Here is a 17,777-nt window from a genome sequence, read left to right as displayed (position 1 = left end):
TGAGTATTTCCGAAAAGGTGAAGACAGGGCGTTGACGCAGTGTGGCCGCCGGTTTAGCTGGCGGGCATGGCGAGAATTCCTTTGTTGCAGATGTCCGGCATATCCCTGACTTTCGGGGGCGAACCGGTGTTTTCCGAACTGGATCTGGTGGTACAGCCCGGTGACCGCGTCGCGCTGGTTGGGCGCAACGGGTCGGGCAAATCCACGCTGATGAAAGTGATGGCCGGACTCGTCGAAGCTGACCGCGGTGAAATTGTCGTGCCGCCCGGAAAATCCGTGGGCTATATGGAGCAGGACCCGACGATGGAGGGCTTTGCCACCTTGGGCGACTATGCGTCGAGCGGGTTGGAGCCGGGGGAGCTCTACAAGGTTGAACGGGCGGGTGCGGGGCTGAAATTCGATCCTGCGCGCCCGGTTGAGACTGCTTCGGGTGGTGAGCGGCGGCGGGCGGCATTGGCCAAGCTAATGGCCGAGGCACCGGACCTGATGCTGCTGGACGAACCGACCAACCATCTGGATATCGAAGCCATCGCTTGGCTGGAGCGTGAGCTTGGGTCGACACGAGCGGCGTTTGTGCTGATCTCGCACGACCGGGCCTTTTTGCGGGCACTGACGCGGGCGACACTGTGGATTGATCGGGGCGCTGTCCGACGGCAGGAGCAAGGTTTTGACGCGTTCGAAGCCTGGCGGGACAAGATCTGGGAAGAAGAAGACCAGCAGCGTCACAAGCTAAACCGTCTGATCAAGTCCGAGGCCAAATGGGCGGTCGAGGGTATCAGCGCGCGGCGCAAACGCAATCAGGGCCGGGTGCGCGCCCTACAGGCGCTGCGGGCCGAAAAGGCGGCACAGATCAAGCGTCAGGGTTCCGCTGCGATGACGCTGGAGGCCGGGCCAAAATCGGGCCGCAAGGTGATCGAGGCCAAAGGGCTGTCCAAAGGGTTCGGCGACAAGCAGATCGTTCGGAATTTTGTTCTGCTGGTGCAGCGCGGTGATCGTGTGGCTTTTGTCGGGCCGAACGGGGTCGGCAAGACGACCTTGCTGAAGATGCTTCTGGGGCAGGTGGAGCCGGACGAAGGTTCGGTGTCGCTGGGTACCAATCTTGAGGTCGCGGTGTTCGATCAGACCCGTGCGCAACTGGACCCCGAGATGAGCCTGTGGGACAGCCTGACCGGCGACCCGGATATGCGGGTTTCCGGCAAGGCCGATCAGGTGATGGTTGGCGGGCAGCCCAAACATGTCGTGGGCTATCTCAAGGAATTCCTGTTTGACGAGCGGCAGGCAAGAGCGGCTGTCAAATCCTTGTCGGGTGGGGAAAAGGCACGGTTGCTGCTGGCCAAGTTGATGGCAAAATCTTCCAATCTTCTGGTGTTGGACGAACCGACCAACGATCTGGATGTCGAAACGCTGGATCTGTTGCAGGAGCTGCTGGACGATTACGATGGAACGGTTCTGCTGGTCAGCCACGACCGGGATTTTCTGGACCGCGTTGCAACGACGACCATCGCGATGGAAGGCAACGGGCGGGCGACCGTCTATGCCGGCGGCTGGTCCGACTATATTGCGCAGCGGGGCGATGTTTCCGAGAAAAAAGACATCAAAACAAAGCCATCCAAGCCGAAGGTGAAGCAGGAAGCAAAAGCCAGATCGGGATTATCCTTTTCCGAAAAGCACCGGCTGGAAAAGCTGCCGGCCGAGATTGAACGACTGGAGGCCGAGATTGCAAAGCTCGAAGAATTGATGTCCGACCCCGAGCTGTTTACCCGCGAGCCGGTCAAGTTCCAGAAAGCGACCGAGGCGCTTGTCGAACGGCAAGACAAGTTGTCGGCGGCCGAAGAGGAATGGCTGACACTGGAAGAAAAAGCCCAGGCTGAGTAGGCGCCAACTGCGCGCGCCTTATCAGACGGCGTGGAAAAAGCTGCTCAAGACCGGAGTTCGCCTGCTGCTTCGGTTTTGCCGGGGACCGGATCAGCGGATCCCCGTCAATTCGTTCAGCTTGCTTCGGCTGCGACCCCGTCGAGCATTTTTATTCAAGTGGCGAGATGAAGCGCCTTCAAATGCGTCTGCGACGATTCGCGGCTGTTCCCAATTGCATGGAAGGCAACGACACCGGGATGTGTCGCAACCACATGCGGGTCGTTTTGGATTTATTCTCTTTCGGTGTAGGCGATGACGCTTCCGAGTTCGGTGCGATTAAAATCCACCTTGCCCGGGCGACCCCCCTCGGGAACACGTTGACCCGGCGCTGCCTGATCGAAAAACTAGGCGCTGCGCCTGGTGATCAAGGCCCTGGCGGATTGGGGGAAAAGCAGGGTTATCGGTGGGCGCGTACAGGCCGGGCAGGGTTTCCAGCGACCGTCTCGCCGGCGGGAACGTCTTTTGTCACCACACTGCCCGCTCCGATGATGGCATTGTTACCGATCGTAACGCCCGGTATGATGATCGCGGCCCCGCCGATCCAGACGTTTTCGCCGATCCTGACCGGGTGGGCGATTTCGAGCCCCCGAGCCCGCAACGCAGGATCTTTCGCGTGTTCGGCGCAATAGATCTGCACCGCAGGCCCAAGCATCGTGTCATTCCCAATCGTCACCGGCGCGGTGTCGAGCACGACACAGCCTGCGTTGAAAAACACGCGGTCTCCCAACGACAGGTTTATTCCGTAGGCACAGTGAAACGGAGCCTCGAGAAAGCAATCCCGTCCTACTCCCGCAAAAAGCGCAGCCAGTTCCGGCGCGATGGCCCCACGGGCATCCGGCGGGCATGTGTTATGGGCATGAACGGCCCGGCGCGCTTCGGCGCGAAGCGCATCCAGTTCCGGGTCAAGGCAGCAATACCATTCACCCGCTTCCATTTTCTGCCGCTCGGTCATGAGCCCCGGTTTAGCGCATACGCAGGGCACCGTCGATGCGGATGACCTCACCGTTCAGATAGCCCATCTCGACGATGAAGCCGGCCAGTCTTCCGTATTCCTGCGGATCGCCAAGGCGGGCAGGGTTCGGGACGTCGGCGGCAAGCTGTTGTTGCACCTCTTCGGGCAGGCCCGCCAGCATCGGGGTCATGAAAATGCCCGGCGCGATGGTCATGACGCGAATGCCGGTCGAGGCCAGGTCGCGGGCCATCGGCAGCGTCATGCCCACGACGCCGCCTTTCGAGGCCGCATAGGCCGCCTGACCCTTTTGCCCGTCAAACGCAGCGATCGAGGCGGTGTTGATGATCACCCCACGTGCCCCATCTAGTTCGGGTTCATTTTTTGCCATTTCGACAGCGGCCAGCCGGGACACGTTGAAGGTGCCAACCAGATTGATGTCGATCGTACGCTGGAAAGCATCCAGAGGGTGAGGGCCATCCTTGCCGACAGTCTTAATACCATAGGCGATACCTGCACAATTCACCGTGGCCGTGATCTTGCCCATCTTGTCCATGCCATGGCGCACGGCTGCGGCCACCGACTCTTCGTCGGTCACATCCGTTTGCGCGAAATGCCCGCCAATCTCGACGGCGACCTGTGCGCCGCGATCTGCGTCACGATCCAGAATGGTGACCTGCGCGCCTTCCGAGGCGAAGTGGCGTGCCGTGGCTTCGCCCAGACCGGACGCGCCTCCGGTGATGAGGGCGGCAGTGGTGGACAGGTGCATGGTGAACTCCTCCCAAGGATATGAACACTTGTTCAATAACTGCATTTTGGGGCCAGAGTCCACAAAATTGAGAAAGCAGGAACTTGGTTGGCGGGTAAGGTCCTTGGCCCCGATGTTTCGGCCGATCCTCAACAATACTTAATGCCGACTTCACGAAAACGCGCCTGTTCGTGAGCGAAGAACTCGGCGCCTTTGTGTGTTTTTCCGCCAGGAGGATCTGTTATGGTAATAAGTACGAAACACATACTGGGTGCAGTTGTCGCTGTGCCTGTTTTTGGAATGGTGATGGTTGGCGATGCTGCTGCTGCACCGGAAACCTGCAACTGGAAAACGGCTCGGAATCTTGCCAACGCGGGGGACTATGCCGGGTTGTGCGATTGTGTGCAGGTAACCCCGAGTTTTCTGGACAGGCTTCAAAAGCGGGCCGACTTTGAAACAACTTTGAGTGTAACCGGGGCGCAATGCCGGGGGCTGGCCGCGTTGCTGACGGATTTGCCGACGGCAAACCTGTCTGGTTCGGCGGAAAACCGGGGTGAAAGCCGCGGCTCTGAACCCGGTGGGTCTGGATTCGCCGATGCTGGTGGAACTGTCGGAGGCGGTGAAAGTGGCCCCAGGGGCGCGTCTGAAGAAAGCGAAAACAATGGAGGCGGCCAGTCCGGCGGTGGAGGTGAGTCCGGTGGCGGTGGTGAATCCGGCGGCAGTGGTGAATCCGGCGGTGGAGGTGAATCCGGTGGTGGAGGTGAATCCGGCGGCGGTGGTGAATCTGGCGGCGGTGGTGAATCCGGCGGTGGTGAAGGCAAAGGCGAAGGTAAAGGCGGCAAGGGTAAAGGTGGTGGCAAGGGCAACAACGGCCATGGCAATGGCGGTGAAGGCAGCAGCCCGGGCCGCGGTCATAACGCCAACAATGACGAAAGTGGCGACCGGCCTGGTCGTGGCGGCGGAAAAGAACGCAGATAAGCACGGCTTACCGAATGAAAAACGGCCACCCGTTTGGGTGGCCGTTGCAGTTTCGTGTCTTTCAGCCTTGCCGGGTCAGCCCAGTTGAACCAGCGCGTGACGCTTTTTGCCGGCGCTCAGCTTGATCGGCGAAGACAGGGCGTTTGCGTCGATCATTAGCCCGGCATCGGTCAGTGGCGCGTCGTCCAGCTTGGCACCGTTTTCGGCGATCAGGCGCTTGGCTTCTTTGCCGGATTTGGCGAGGCCGGATTTGACGATGATCTGCACGATGGACATGCCGTCACCCAGTTCGGCCTCGCTGAGGGTCAGGGTCGGAAGATCCCCGCCCACGCCACCCTTTTCGAAGACTTCGCGCGCAGTGGCTTCGGCGTTCGCCGCGGCCTGCACACCATGGGCCAGAGTCGTCACCTCGTTGGCAAGACGGATCTTGGCCTCGTTGATCTCGGATCCTTGCAGCGCGCCCAGACGATCGCACTCGTCCACCGGCATTTCGGTGTAAAGCTTCAGGAACCGCCCAACATCAGCGTCGGTGGTATTGCGCCAGAACTGCCAGAACTCGTAGGGCGAGCGCATGTCTGCGTTCAGCCAAACCGCGCCGTCCTGAGATTTACCCATTTTCTTGCCGTCGCTGGTGGTCAGCAGGGGCGAGGTCAGGCCATAGATCTCGTGATCCAGCACGCGGCGGGTCAGGTCGATCCCGTTGACGATATTGCCCCACTGGTCGCTGCCGCCCATCTGAAGCAAGCAGCCATAGCGGCGGTTCAGCTCCAGGAAGTCATAGGCCTGAAGGATCATGTAGTTGAATTCAAGGAAAGACAGTGACTGTTCACGGTCCAGTCGGGATTTCACCGATTCAAAGCTCAGCATCCGGTTGACCGAGAAATGACGCCCGATGTCGCGCAGGAAATCGAGGTAGTTCAGGTCGTCCAGCCACTCGGCATTGTTCAGCATCAACGCTTTGTTCTCGGCCTCTGTGTCATAGTCGATGTAAGCCGAGAACACCTTTTTGATGCCCGCGATGTTTTCGTCGATCTGTTCGGGCCCCAGCAGGGGGCGTTCATCGGCGCGGAACGAAGGGTCGCCAACCTTTGTGGTTCCGCCGCCCATCAGGGTGATCGGCTGGTGACCGGTTTTCTGGAACCAGCGCAGCATCATGATCTGGATCAGGCTGCCCACATGCAATGACTTGGCCGTGGCATCAAAGCCGATATAGGCCGGTTTGCACCCACTGATCAGAGCGTCGTCAAGGCCCTGATAATCGGTGCAGTCGGCGAGAAAGCCGCGCTCGATCATCGTGGCGATGAAATCCGATTTGGGGTGGTAGGTCATATCGTGCCCTTTGGGTTAATGTTGCGGGGCACTGTATAGGCGGCAGCGCGTGCGAGGAAAAGCCACCTTTTCACCTCGGGCGCGGGGTGTGGTCGAGGGTGTCGATCCAGACACGCGCCTTGAGAAAAAAATCGCCGGGCCGGTCCGGAACGCTTGCCTTTGCGCCCCAACAGAAGGCACGTTGACCGGGCTGCAACCCAAAGGTGAAATCCCGGACCCGGAGGCGGCGAAAGACACAGCCAATTCAGGAGGCAGGCTTGGGCCAGACCATCGCGAAACACGGAAAGCTCCGGGCTTTGGGCGCAATGTCCGGCACATCGATGGACGGGGTTGATGCCGCGGTGGTGGAAACCGACGGGCATTCGATTTACGGGTTTGGGGAAAGTGGATACCGCGCCTATTCGGATGCGGAACGCGACGTGTTGCGCGCCGCGCTGGGCCAGTGGCATGGTCCCGAGGTCGATGCGGCGGCAGAGATGGTGACGATTGCCCATGCCGAAGCACTGTCCGAGTTCGAGGATGTGGATCTGATCGGCTTTCACGGACAGACGCTGGCGCATGAGCCGCGCGGGCGCGGGACCTTGCAGGTCGGTGACGGGCTGGGGCTGGCGCAGGCCCTTGGGCGCCCGGTGGTCTGGGATTTCCGCAGCGACGATGTGGCGATGGGGGGCGAGGGGGCTCCGCTTGCGCCTTTCTTTCATTTCGCCTGTGCCAAATGGTTCGGTGCGGACCGGCCGCTGTGTTTCCTGAACCTGGGCGGGGTCGGCAACCTGACCTATGTGGACCCGGCGTTCGAAGGCCCCGAAGCGCCCGGTGCGTTGCTGGCCTTTGATACAGGCCCGGCCAATGCGCCGGTCGATGATCTGATGCAGGCCCGGCTGGGGCTTCCGATGGACCGTGACGGGGCGCTTGCGCGCGATGGAACGGTGGAAATGGGCGCGCTGGAGCTGTTTCTGGCCGAGCCGTATTTTTCCCGCATGCCGCCGAAATCCCTGGACCGGAACGATTTTTCGGAAATGATCGGTTTGGTCAAGGAACTCAATGACGCTGACGCGGTGGCGACTCTGACCGGTATGTGTGCCGCAGCTGTGGTGCAGGGGATGGAGCACTGTCCGAAACCTCCGTCCTGTGTGTTGGTCACCGGGGGCGGCAGACGCAACCCGGTGCTGATGGAGATGTTGCGCGTGTCGCTGGATTGCCCGGTCGAACCGGTTGAGGCGGTGGGGCTGGACGGCGACATGCTTGAGGCGCAGGCGTTTGCCTATCTGGCGGTGCGCGTCGCGCGGGGATTGCCGACCTCTTGCCCCGGAACCACCGGCGTAAAGGCGCTTGTCGGTGGCGGGGTCGTCAGTACGGTGTCGATGGACCCGGTCGGATAACGCGATCCGGAAAACAGTTCAAAAAAACAACTCTTTGTGCGACGATTGCCCGGACCGATGGATCAGGGGCATGGCAGTATGGCGACCAAGGCAGAGCTTGAGGCCGAGTTGGAGAAGTTGCGGAAGCGGAATGCGACGTTGGAGGCGCAGGCCGAAAAGGAAGCGGGTTCCGAAGATTCGCCTGAGGGCACCAAATCGTCGAATGAAATCCGGCAGCTGCTGGAAGACCACGGGATCGACCTGAGCCAGGTTCAGTCCTTGGGGCATGACGTTGTCGAGGAGTTCGGTCGGCTTCAGAAAGACTATCCGATCACGGCGTTGCTGATTGCCTTTTCGCTTGGGTATGTCGTTGGGCGCGCGCAGGGCTAGGAGGCAGGTTATGAGCAGACTGAGCAAGAACCTGGTTACGATCTATCGGACCGAACGTTTGATTGCGCGCCGCCGTCTTGGGGTGGTGCAGCAACAGACCATACTGATGGGCATCGCGGGCATCGCGGCATTGTCGGCGGTAGTGCTTTTGAATGTTTCCATGTTCTTGGCGTTTCAAAGCTCGATGTCACCAGCATCGGCGGCGGCGCTGTTGGCCTTTGGAAACATCGTTTTCGCCGGGCTTATGGTGCTGATTGCAAGACGCCGAAATATCGACGACGAAGTCGCACCGGCCGTCGAGGTGCGCGATATGGCCATAGCAGATATTGAAGACGAATTGGAGGAGATGACCGCAGAGGCCAAAGAGGTCGTGCAGGCGGTTAAGAGCATTGGATCGAACCCTTTGGGATCGGCAGCGACGCTGCTGGTGCCGCTGATCAATTTGTTGATCAAAAGCCGAAGCGACAAATAGAGGCGCAACCCGAAGGTTCATCGACACACCGGAGCGCCCTTGCGGCGGGCCGTGTCAAAATGGAAATGCCCGACGTGATAGCGGTCGGCGTCCGGGCCAAGCACGGTTCCGAATATGCCGCAGGCGCCATCGTGCAGCTTTCGCAAAACAGCGCCGTGCGCGTTGTTCCACCCGTCCCGGACCGTGATCTGTGTTCCGTCCTCTAGAACAAAGGTCGATATGTCGATCGCCTTTCCGCGCGCATGTTCCGAGATGCGTGAGCGCGGCTGGTTGTTCTGGGTCTTGCAGGCATAGTGGCCAACGATCCGCATCCCCTTCAGCCCGCCGCCCATATTGGCAAAGGCTGGCTTGGCCGTGTTTTCGATCCACGTTTTCAGCGTGACCGCTGTCTGGCAATCCATCAATGAGAATTGGCTGAGTGCGATATCAGAGATTTTGTAAACGCGAACCGGGTTCGTGATCCCGCATCCGCGGGCCTTTCCCGCGACGGGCTTGCGTGTTTCGCCCAGAATGGTCCAGTCGCCGCACACGGCGCCCCGCGCCTGCATTCGTTCACGGCCGACTTCGAATTGCCGAAACTTGCAGGGTCGCAGGGCAGGACGCCTGGAAACCAGCACCGCAGGTTCGACTGTCACGGTCGGGTCAGCATCTTCAGCCGTTTCTTCCCCGATCAGCTCTGGCGCAGTCAGATCGGATGCAAGACGGGCCTCGGCGCAAGCGGGCTCTGCGCTGGCGAATGCTGCGCTTTGACACAAGAACAAGACAGTCAGCAGGACCTGCTTCATTCTTACTCGTTACTCCGTCGCCTGTGGCTGCGTGTACAGCATGATCAATGGGCAACCGTCTGTAAACTCACCTTTTCAGAGATTGTTATGTGAACACTCACGCCTTGGGGATATCGAAGCCCGTTGCGGCCAGTTCGAACCCCTCGAACTGGAAACCGGGCGAGACCGTACAACTGACCAGCGTGTAATCACCCGTGCTGCGGGCGGCTTGCCAATGGCCTTGTGGGACGATCAATTGTGGTGCGCCAGAGGAAAGATCAGGTGTCAGCACATGTTCGGTGGCGGGTCCTTGGTCGGTTGAACTGAGCGACAGGACAAGCGGTGCACCGGCATGGTACAGCCAGATCTCGGTTGCATCGACGCGGTGCCAGTGGCTGCTTTCGCCTTTCTGCAACAGGAAGTAGATGCAGGTGCCGGTGGGGCGACCTTCGTTTTCGGCGCGCCATGTCTCGGCGTACCAACCACCTTCGGGATGCCGTTGCAGGTTCAAGCGTTCGATAATCTCTTGTGCGGTCATGTGGTTCCTCGTGTTTGGGTGCGATTATGCACGGGCCGGTGTGATCCGCTATGGTATTCATGCGTCCGAGGGATATGTTTACGACATGACCCTGAAAATCCCCTTCGATAACTCCTATGCCCGTCTGCCGGATGCGTTCTTTGCACGGCAGTCACCGGTTCCCGTGCGCGCGCCAAGGATGATTGCGTTCAACGATAATCTGGCCAAATTGCTGCGGATTTCGCCCGGAGACGTCGAGGACATGGCCGAAGCCTTTGCGGGAAACAGTATTCCCGAAGGTGCCGAGCCAATCGCACAGCTTTATTCCGGGCATCAGTTCGGGCAGTACAACCCGCAGTTGGGCGACGGACGTGCGGTGTTGCTGGGCGAGACGGTCGGAACGGACGGGGTGCGCCGGGACATCCAGCTGAAAGGTTCGGGCCCTACGCCGTTTTCCCGCCGGGGCGATGGCCGGGCCTGGCTGGGGCCGGTGCTGCGGGAATATGTGGTATCCGAGGCGATGCATGCCCTGGGCATTCCGACCACACGTGCCTTGGCAGCGGTGGAAACCGGCGAGACCGTCTTTCGCGAAGCTCCGATGCCCGGAGCGGTTCTGACCCGGGTTGCATCCAGTCATCTGCGGGTGGGGACATTTCAGGTTTTTGCCGCGCGCGGGCAGATGGACAGCCTGAAGCGCCTGACGGACTATGCCATTGCGCGGCATTATCCCAAGGCAGAAGGGCCGATGGGCCTGTTACGTTCGGTGCGCGATGCGCAGGCCGGTTTGATTGCACAGTGGATGAGCGTGGGGTTCATCCATGGGGTGATGAATACCGACAACTGCTCGATCGCGGGTGAGACCATTGACTATGGCCCATGTGCGTTCATGGATACGTATCACCCCAACACCGTTTACAGCTCGATCGACCGGATGGGTCGTTATGCCTATTCGAACCAGCCCGATATCGCGGTGTGGAACCTCGCGCAGTTGGCAACGTCCTTGATCCAGCAGATGGACGACAAAGAGGCCGCCGTGGAAGAGGCGACCGAGATCGTCCACGCGATGCCGGACCTGCTGCAACAGAATTGGTTGTCCCGGTTCCGGGCGAAGATCGGACTGGCAACCGCGGACGAGGGCGATCAGGAACTGATCACCGATCTTCTGAAGCGCATGGCCGAGGGGCAGGCGGATTTCACCAATACCTTCCGGGCGCTGGGCGGTGGCACGGCGCGGGATCAGTTCCTTGACCCGGCAGCGTTTGACACCTGGGAAAAAGACTGGCGCGCACGGTTGGCGCGCGAAGCGGCGCCACAGGAGGTGATGGCCGCCGCAAACCCCGCATTCATTCCGCGCAATCACCGGATCGAACAGATGATCAAGGCGGCGGTGCAGGGCGACTATGCGCCCTTCGACCGGTTGAACGCCGTGTTGGCGCGGCCGTACGAGGATCAAGGGGATGCGGAAGATCTGAGGCGTCCTCCGGCCGAAAATGAGGTGGTTCATGCAACATTCTGCGGGACGTGACGCGAGGCCTGCGTCTATTTCCTCAGGATTTCCAACACCGCAGCGCTGACGATCAGGGTGGCGCCCAGAAATTCCCGCAGGCCAAATGGTTCTCCTGACAGGGCTGCGGCCGACGCGATGCCAACGACAACCTCGCTCATCAGCAGCAGACCGACCTTTGCGGGGGACAGCTTGGTTGCTGGCCAGATGGTCATGTAGATCATGGGCAGGACATAAAAGGCCGACAGCAGCGCGTATCCCGCTATGCGGATCGACTCTTCGCTTGTGATGTTCGGCAGGGTTTGGCCCCCAAGCATCAGCAGGCTGACAAGCGACAGCAACAACGCGCCAATCACAAAGGCAAAGACCTGACCCGAGATGGTCATGCTACCAGCCTTGTACAGGCCCAGTGTGCCCAATGCCCAGCATATGCCCGATGCCAGCGCCAGCCAGTCGCCCAAGTTCTGCGGCCATGGCACGAATCCGGCGCCTCCGAGCACGACAAACAGCCCGCCAAGCCCGCAGATCAGGCCCGCAAGGCGCATCAGGCTCAGGCGTTCTTTCAGAAATACGACGCCCAGAATCGTGCCCCAGATCGGAGTGAGATAGAACAACAGGATCGAGCGGACGACGTCGGTGTAGACAAGGCTGATCGAATACAGGCTGAATGCAGCCCCTGTGAACATTCCGCTGAGCATCAGATCGCGCCATTGCCGGGCCAGCATGCGCCTGTCGGACCAGACAAAGGGGATCAGCGCAATCAGGGCCGCGCAGTACATTGCGATCCCTGACCAGGGGCCGGTCAGGCCCTGATCGTAGAAAAACCGCACCGGAATCCAATAAAGGCCCCACAGCGCGCCGCCCGTCACCAAAACGATACTGGCCCGGGTGCTGTTGTTGGGTTGGGTCTGGCTCAGGCTCATGCGGGCCCCGCTTTGGCTGCGATGCGTTGTCGTCACCGCATCGGGATAGAGCGTTGCAGGGCCGAGGATCAAGCGGTACCTTCGCTTTGATATCAGCCACGTTTCAATCGCCGAAACAACAGGCAGATTGCCTGGGGCGGGTGTCGTATCGGAATTGTCGCAGCAGGAAACCGAGCACAGGGGTTGCGCCTCACGTCAGGCATGGCACTTTAGGATCAATTCATTTGGTCAGGCCCTCATGCCAACTTCGTCCACGCTGCGTATCGCAAGCTACAACATTCAGAAATGCGTCGGGTTGGATTTCCGGCGTCAGCCTCAACGTATTCTGCAAGTCATCGAAAACATGAAAGCGGATATCGTCGTGTTGCAGGAGGCCGACAAACGCCTGCCGCCCCGTCCGGCCGCGCTGCCGCATTTCATGTTGGACGAGGCGGGATGGCAGATCGTCGATCTGGGCGGCGCGGGAAGTCTGGGCTGGCACGGCAACGCGGTGATCTGGCGCGGAGAGGGGATCTCGGTCCGCCGAAAAGGGCATCACGAGTTGCCGGGGCTGGAGCCGCGCGGGGCGGTTCGGGTCGAGTTCGACACCCATATCGGGCCATTGCGCGTGATGGGTATGCATCTGGGGCTTCTGCCAGCGTCGCGGCGGCAACAGATTTTGCACATTCGGCGGAATGACTGGGATATGGACCAGATGCCGACAGTTTGGGCCGGTGACTTCAACGAGTGGTCACGTCAGCCAGTTCTGGATCACCTGGTTCCCGAAATGCGGTTTCTGCCCCCCAGACCAAGTTTTCCCGCCGCGCAGCCCTTGGGCGCGCTGGATCGGATCGCGCTGGGCAGCGGAATACAGGCCGTGGCGCACGGTGTTCACGACACACGTCCCGCGCATATCGCATCTGATCACCTGCCGGTCTGGGCCGATCTGACGCGCGCCAGATCAGAAGGTCGCAAAAGGTGAAATCCCTGTAGCGAAACCTGCGCAGACATATTAAGACAGACACCCGAGCAAGTCTGAGGGGCATCATGTCGGAAACGATTATTGGGCGTTGTGAAGCCAAGGGGCTGCGCATGACCGGTCAACGAAGGGTCATTGCGCAGGTACTGGAACAGAGCGACGACCACCCGGATGTCGAGGAGCTCTATGCGCGGGCTTCCGCCGTGGACAAAGGCATTTCCATTGCAACGGTCTATCGCACGGTCAAACTGTTCGAAGAGGCAGGCATTCTGGAACGTCTTGAGTTCGGGGACGGACGGGCCCGGTACGAGGACGCCGAGCGCGATCACCACGACCACCTGATCGACATGCAGTCAGGAGAGGTCATCGAATTCGTCGACCCCGAGATCGAAGCCTTGCAGGAAAGAATCGCCGCCAAGCTTGGATACAAGCTCAAGGGGCACCGGTTGGAGCTGTATGGCGTCCCGCTGGAAAAGGACTGACCCATCACGAAACGCGATTGATCGCCTCACGTTAATTCATCAGGCGTGACGGGAATTGTCTTGCCAGATGCCGTTGGTTGAGGTTGTTGTGCATGTACAGGCACCAGATGTGCCCTTTCCAACGGACGCGCAAATGAACAACGTAAACGGCATCCTGCTGCTCATCGGGTCGATGGCGGCCTTTGCACTTGAGGACATGTTCATCAAGCTCCTGTCCGGCTCTGTGCCGACAGGGCAGATCATGGTGTTTCTGGGCGTGTTTTGCGGGCTCGTGTTCGCCACGATGTCAGTGGTCACCCGCAAGCGGATCCTTGACCCCGTGGCATGGAAAACCCTGCCATTGATCCGCGCCGCGACCGAAGGCTTTGGCGCGGTGGCGTTCGTGACGGCGTTGTCTCTGATCGACCTGTCCACCGTTGCGGCCGTGTTTCAGGCCATGCCGCTGGTCGTCACCATGGGGGCGGCCCTGTTTCTTGGAGAGCAGGTCGGCTGGCGTCGCTGGAGCGCGATCGGTGTCGGCTTTGTCGGTGTTTTAATGATCATCCGCCCGGGGATGGAAGGTTTTCGGCCCGAATCTCTTTTTGTGGTGTTGTCCGTGGTCGCAATTGCGGCGCGCGATCTGATTACCCGCAAGCTGGACCCACGCGTGGCTTCATCCGTTGTTGCGATGCAGGCCTATATTGCGGTGGCTGTGGCCGGCCTGCTTCTGATGGTCATGTCCGGGGCATCCTTCGTGCCGGTTCAAGCCGGTCAAACGGGCCCTTATGCTGGGGCGATCGGATTTGGCGTGCTGGGCTATTACGGCATTGTCACTGCGATGAGGGTGGGCGAAGCCTCGGCCCTGATGCCGTTCCGGTACACGCGCCTTGTGTTCTCTATCCTTGCTGGAATGCTGGTGTTCGGTGAACGCCCTGATGCGCTGACAATGGCGGGGGCGACCCTGATCATCGGTTCGGGTCTTTATACCTTTGTCCGCGAACGGCGTCTGGCGCGCGAATTGGCACCTGCCTGACCCTGTTGGCGCAAACAGCGAATTGTTAGCCCTAAATGTCCGGGAATATGCGTGTTAGCGTTAACGGAACCGGTTTACTTTTGGCCGGTTGCTGTTATGACGCGTGCAACCGACCGCAGTCACAGGGACAGGCTTCATGAGCACCATCATCGACATCCACGCACGCGAAATTCTGGACAGCCGGGGCAATCCGACGGTCGAAGTTGACGTGATTCTGGAAGACGGCACCATGGGCCGCGCTGCCGTGCCCTCGGGCGCGTCCACCGGTGCCTATGAGGCGGTTGAAAAACGCGATGGCGACAAGGCGCGCTATATGGGCAAGGGCGTTCTGGAAGCCGTCGCCGCCGTGAACGGCGAGATTGCCGAAGAACTGGTGGGCTTTGACGCGACCGAGCAGGTGGCCATTGACCAGGCCATGATCGAGCTGGACGGCACCGAGAACAAGGGCCGTCTGGGTGCAAACGCTATTCTGGGTGTCTCGCTTGCCACGGCGAAGGCGGCGGCGGATTTCACCACCCAGCCTCTGTATCGCTATGTGGGTGGCACCTCGGCGCGGGTTCTGCCGGTGCCGATGATGAACATCATCAACGGTGGCGAACATGCCGACAACCCGATCGACATTCAGGAATTCATGATCATGCCGACCGCCGCCGCGAACATTCGCGAAGCGGTGCGCATGGGGTCCGAGGTGTTCCACACGCTGAAAAAAGAGCTGTCAGGCGCGGGTCTGGCGACCGGCGTGGGTGACGAGGGCGGTTTCGCCCCCAACATCGCCTCGACCCGTGAAGCATTGGATTTCATTCTGAAATCCATCGAAAAGGCGGGCTACAAGCCGGGTGAGGAAATCCATCTGGCGCTCGATTGCGCGGCGACCGAGTATTACAAAGACGGCAAATATGTTCTGTCGGGCGAGGGGATCACCCTGACATCCGAGGAAAACGCGGCCTATCTGGCGGCGCTGGTCAATGACTATCCGATCATCTCGATCGAAGACGGCATGTCCGAAGATGACTGGGATGGCTGGAAGGCCCTGACCGATGCCATCGGCGACAAGGTGCAATTGGTTGGTGATGACCTGTTCGTGACCAACCCGGAACGTCTGGCCGAAGGGATCGAGCGTGGCTGTGCGAACTCGATGCTGGTCAAAGTGAACCAGATCGGCTCGCTGACGGAAACCCTGCGCGCCGTCGATATGGCGCACCGCGCGCGCTACACCAACGTGATGTCGCACCGTTCGGGCGAGACCGAGGACGCGACCATTGCCGATCTGGCCGTGGCGACGAATTGTGGTCAGATCAAAACCGGCTCGCTTGCACGATCGGACCGGTTGGCGAAATACAACCAACTGATCCGGATCGAGGAGTCGCTGGGGGAAGTGGCCGAATATGCCGGTGCGTCGATCCTGAAATAAGCATGGAATGGGGGCCAACGGCCCCCATTTTTCAAAATGCAGGTCTCTGATCCGTCAAGCGGTCATTCCGCTGCCCGTGCCGCAATCCGCGAGACGGATCAATTGGTGCTGTTGCCCCTTCGGACCTCTTGGATCAAAGCGTTTCATGGGCCTTGAACCAGCATCTTCCGGACGATCCCGGTGACCGTTGCGGCGGGAAACACGGCTTCAGCTGATATCCACCCTTGATTGAACCTTTCTGGTTCGATCCTTCTTCGGGTTTAAGATTGACGGGCCTGCTTGTAGTCGAAGTTGAAATTTTTCGAGAAATCTTCGATCTTTTCGCGAAAGAGGCGTGATCCGGATTACGCAATCATTTCAATGGTTTTTGTTTCGCAGGCGTATTGCATTGGCCCTTTTGTATCAAAAAAGAATGCAAAAATCACATTATGTGTGAACTTGTTACTAAGTAAATCACAGGCACGTGATCTAATCTGGATGCATTGCAGAAAGGAGACCACGATGTCTGTATCCAAATTCCTTCTGGTAATCGCAGCAGCTTCCGTCACAGTTCTTTCCGCCTGCGCGGGTCCGGGAACCTACCCAATTACCGGAGATCCGGTCTCGGCGAATGACCCGGTACAGGACATGAACCCGGCCAATATCTTCCGCGGCGAGTCTCGTTAAAGCAACTTGCTCATCAGCATATATCTGTCGCGTGGTTTGAACCCGGTGCGCAGATAGATTTTCTGAGCGGCTTCGTTGTGTCGGTCGACTTCCAGATGAAGGGCAGTCAGCCCCGCTTCGGACAAAGCTTTGGGCAGTGCCAGCAAAACTTCGGTCGCGATGCCGCGGCCGCGAACAGCGGGCCGGATATAGATTTCGTCCACGAAACCGTCCATGCCGCCGAATTCGACGGACCAGCCGAAGGTCAGGATGATGTAGCCCAACGGCGCGCGTCCGGGGCCGATCAGATAGACACAGCCATGGGGAATACCCTCGAGCAGGGGTGTCAGAGCATTTCGGGTCTGGTCCGGGTCTTGCGTCAATCCGGCCTCGGTATGGAAGGCGGTGACCAGTGCCATCAGACGATCCAGGTCTTCGGGGCGCGCCAGGCGCAGGGCGGCGCTCATAATCTGGCCAGCCTTTCCGTCAAAAGATTGAAGAAGCCGTCGGCGTCGATTTCCCCAATGAACAGCGCATTGGGCGCGCGGTCGGTTACGCCCCACCAATCGGCGACGGTCATGCCCATTGTCAGCTCGGACTGGGTTTCAATCTCGACATTCACATGACGGCCTGAAAACAGCTCGGGCCGGATCAGATAGGCGGTCACGCAAGGGTCGTGCAAAGGCGCACCCGCGCTGCCGTATTTTTCCCTGTCGAACCTTTCGAAGAAATCGGTCATCTCGGCGACAGCGATTCCGACTTTGTTTCCCAAAGCACGGAACGCATCATTGCGGGGTTTGGTGACCAGCGCCTTGTGCGTGACATCCAGCGGCATGACCACGATAGGTCTGCCGGATTCGAAAACGATATCAGCGGCTTCTGGATCGACGTGAATGTTGAACTCAGCTGTCGGGGTGATGTTGCCGACCTCGAAATACGCTCCGCCCATCAGAACGATTTCCTGTACCCGGTCCACAATGTCCGGAGCCTTGCTGAACGCGGTCGCGATATTTGTCAGTGGCCCCAGCGGGCAAAGGGTTACTGTGCCCGGTTCTTCAGAGCGCAGGGTGTCGATGATGAAATCCACCGCGTGCCCCTCGGTCAGCGTCATCTGCGGATCGGGCAGGTCCGGGCCATCCAGACCTGTCTTGCCATGCACATGCTCGGCCGTGACCAGCGGGCGGTTCAACGGTCTGTCGCAGCCCGCATAAACAGGTATGTCGGTCCGGCCCGCCAGTTCGCACACGATCCGAGCGTTCTTGGCGGTCAATTCCAGGGGCACGTTGCCTGCGACCGCCGTGATGCCAAGAACCTCGATGTCCTCCGGGCTGGCCAGCGCCAGCAGGATGGCGACGGCATCGTCCTGTCCGGGATCGGTGTCGATGATGATCTTGCGAGGGGGCATGGGTGTCTCCGGTGGTCG

Annotated in this window: 19 protein-coding genes; 11 read left to right on the top strand and 8 right to left on the bottom strand. The window is 59.8% G+C overall.

Annotated elements, in window-relative coordinates:
- The first annotated feature begins 66 nt into the window (after window positions 1-66).
- Window positions 67-1,875 (top strand): ABC-F family ATP-binding cassette domain-containing protein, encoded by a 1,809-nt coding sequence (locus FIU92_RS08895; protein ID WP_152458228.1) that lies wholly within the window; start codon window positions 67-69, stop codon window positions 1,873-1,875.
- A gap of 436 nt (window positions 1,876-2,311) precedes the next feature.
- On the opposite strand, the gene FIU92_RS08890 is transcribed toward FIU92_RS08895, so the two are convergent.
- Together FIU92_RS08890 and FIU92_RS08885 are read right to left on the bottom strand one after the other, a co-directional pair.
- On the bottom strand, window positions 2,312-2,866 hold the full coding sequence (locus FIU92_RS08890) for a sugar O-acetyltransferase (protein ID WP_152458227.1): 555 nt from the start codon (window positions 2,864-2,866) through the stop codon (window positions 2,312-2,314).
- 10 nt (window positions 2,867-2,876) lie between these two features.
- Entirely contained in the window at window positions 2,877-3,632 is a 756-nt protein-coding gene (locus FIU92_RS08885; protein ID WP_152458226.1) for a 3-hydroxyacyl-CoA dehydrogenase, read from the bottom strand.
- Window positions 3,633-3,854: 222 nt separating this feature from the next.
- On the opposite strand from FIU92_RS08885, the gene FIU92_RS08880 reads away from it, so the two are divergent.
- Window positions 3,855-4,589: a hypothetical protein gene (locus FIU92_RS08880; RefSeq protein WP_152458225.1), complete on the top strand. Its 735-nt coding sequence runs from the start codon at window positions 3,855-3,857 to the stop codon at window positions 4,587-4,589.
- Between the two features lie 75 nt (window positions 4,590-4,664).
- Here the strand turns inward: FIU92_RS08880 and tyrS are convergent, their stop codons facing one another.
- The gene (gene tyrS, locus FIU92_RS08875) at window positions 4,665-5,918 is read right to left on the bottom strand and encodes a tyrosine--tRNA ligase (RefSeq protein WP_152458224.1); all 1,254 of its coding nucleotides are present in this window, start codon (window positions 5,916-5,918) and stop codon (window positions 4,665-4,667) included.
- A gap of 305 nt (window positions 5,919-6,223) precedes the next feature.
- Here tyrS and FIU92_RS08870 point away from each other — a divergent pair, with 305 nt between their 5' ends.
- The 3 genes from FIU92_RS08870 to FIU92_RS08860 are packed head-to-tail and all read left to right on the top strand — an operon-like array spanning window position 6,224 to window position 8,138.
- Window positions 6,224-7,297 carry an anhydro-N-acetylmuramic acid kinase gene (locus tag FIU92_RS08870; protein WP_371419745.1) on the top strand — a complete coding sequence of 358 codons (1,074 nt, stop codon included), beginning with the start codon at window positions 6,224-6,226 and terminating at the stop codon, window positions 7,295-7,297.
- A gap of 36 nt (window positions 7,298-7,333) precedes the next feature.
- Window positions 7,334-7,666 carry a hypothetical protein gene (locus tag FIU92_RS08865; RefSeq protein WP_172978478.1) on the top strand — a complete coding sequence of 111 codons (333 nt, stop codon included), beginning with the start codon at window positions 7,334-7,336 and terminating at the stop codon, window positions 7,664-7,666.
- Between the two features lie 10 nt (window positions 7,667-7,676).
- Window positions 7,677-8,138, top strand: coding sequence for a hypothetical protein (locus FIU92_RS08860; RefSeq protein ID WP_152458221.1), 462 nt, complete (start codon window positions 7,677-7,679; stop codon window positions 8,136-8,138).
- Between the two features lie 17 nt (window positions 8,139-8,155).
- Here the strand turns inward: FIU92_RS08860 and FIU92_RS08855 are convergent, their stop codons facing one another.
- Window positions 8,156-8,923: an extensin family protein gene (locus tag FIU92_RS08855; protein WP_152458220.1), complete on the bottom strand. Its 768-nt coding sequence runs from the start codon at window positions 8,921-8,923 to the stop codon at window positions 8,156-8,158.
- Window positions 8,924-9,020: 97 nt separating this feature from the next.
- Window positions 9,021-9,440, bottom strand: a complete 420-nt coding sequence (locus FIU92_RS08850) for a cupin domain-containing protein (protein WP_152458219.1) — start codon at window positions 9,438-9,440, stop codon at window positions 9,021-9,023.
- A gap of 85 nt (window positions 9,441-9,525) precedes the next feature.
- On the opposite strand from FIU92_RS08850, the gene FIU92_RS08845 reads away from it, so the two are divergent.
- Window positions 9,526-10,944: a YdiU family protein gene (locus FIU92_RS08845; protein WP_152459871.1), complete on the top strand. Its 1,419-nt coding sequence runs from the start codon at window positions 9,526-9,528 to the stop codon at window positions 10,942-10,944.
- A gap of 14 nt (window positions 10,945-10,958) precedes the next feature.
- Here FIU92_RS08845 and FIU92_RS08840 read toward each other — a convergent pair whose 3' ends face one another.
- Window positions 10,959-11,918 (bottom strand): DMT family transporter, encoded by a 960-nt coding sequence (locus FIU92_RS08840; RefSeq protein WP_152458218.1) that lies wholly within the window; start codon window positions 11,916-11,918, stop codon window positions 10,959-10,961.
- Between the two features lie 166 nt (window positions 11,919-12,084).
- Here FIU92_RS08840 and FIU92_RS08835 point away from each other — a divergent pair, with 166 nt between their 5' ends.
- The 5 genes from FIU92_RS08835 (at window position 12,085) to FIU92_RS22755 (ending at window position 16,375) form a co-directional block, all read left to right on the top strand.
- The gene (locus FIU92_RS08835; RefSeq protein WP_152458217.1) at window positions 12,085-12,807 is read left to right on the top strand and encodes an endonuclease/exonuclease/phosphatase family protein; all 723 of its coding nucleotides are present in this window, start codon (window positions 12,085-12,087) and stop codon (window positions 12,805-12,807) included.
- A gap of 65 nt (window positions 12,808-12,872) precedes the next feature.
- Window positions 12,873-13,286, top strand: a complete 414-nt coding sequence (locus tag FIU92_RS08830; protein WP_152458216.1) for a Fur family transcriptional regulator — start codon at window positions 12,873-12,875, stop codon at window positions 13,284-13,286.
- A 133-nt stretch (window positions 13,287-13,419) separates the two neighbouring features.
- Window positions 13,420-14,298: a DMT family transporter gene (locus tag FIU92_RS08825; RefSeq protein ID WP_152458215.1), complete on the top strand. Its 879-nt coding sequence runs from the start codon at window positions 13,420-13,422 to the stop codon at window positions 14,296-14,298.
- 136 nt (window positions 14,299-14,434) lie between these two features.
- Window positions 14,435-15,709 (top strand): phosphopyruvate hydratase, encoded by a 1,275-nt coding sequence (gene eno / locus FIU92_RS08820; RefSeq protein ID WP_152458214.1) that lies wholly within the window; start codon window positions 14,435-14,437, stop codon window positions 15,707-15,709.
- Between the two features lie 501 nt (window positions 15,710-16,210).
- Window positions 16,211-16,375 carry a hypothetical protein gene (locus FIU92_RS22755; protein ID WP_171115544.1) on the top strand — a complete coding sequence of 55 codons (165 nt, stop codon included), beginning with the start codon at window positions 16,211-16,213 and terminating at the stop codon, window positions 16,373-16,375.
- Here FIU92_RS22755 and FIU92_RS08815 read toward each other — a convergent pair.
- Both FIU92_RS08815 and FIU92_RS08810 read right to left on the bottom strand, forming a co-directional pair.
- On the bottom strand, window positions 16,372-16,821 hold the full coding sequence (locus FIU92_RS08815; protein WP_152458213.1) for an N-acetyltransferase: 450 nt from the start codon (window positions 16,819-16,821) through the stop codon (window positions 16,372-16,374). The genes FIU92_RS22755 and FIU92_RS08815 overlap by 4 nt on opposite strands.
- Entirely contained in the window at window positions 16,818-17,759 is a 942-nt protein-coding gene (locus tag FIU92_RS08810) for a nucleoside hydrolase (RefSeq protein ID WP_152458212.1), read from the bottom strand. The genes FIU92_RS08815 and FIU92_RS08810 overlap by 4 nt, the downstream gene beginning before the upstream one ends.
- Window positions 17,760-17,777 lie beyond the last annotated feature (18 nt).

Source organism: Ruegeria sp. THAF33 (genome assembly GCF_009363615.1).
GTDB lineage: Bacteria > Pseudomonadota > Alphaproteobacteria > Rhodobacterales > Rhodobacteraceae > Ruegeria.
Note: the sequence above shows the minus strand (reverse complement) of the source record. Positions and strands in the feature narration are given on the sequence as shown.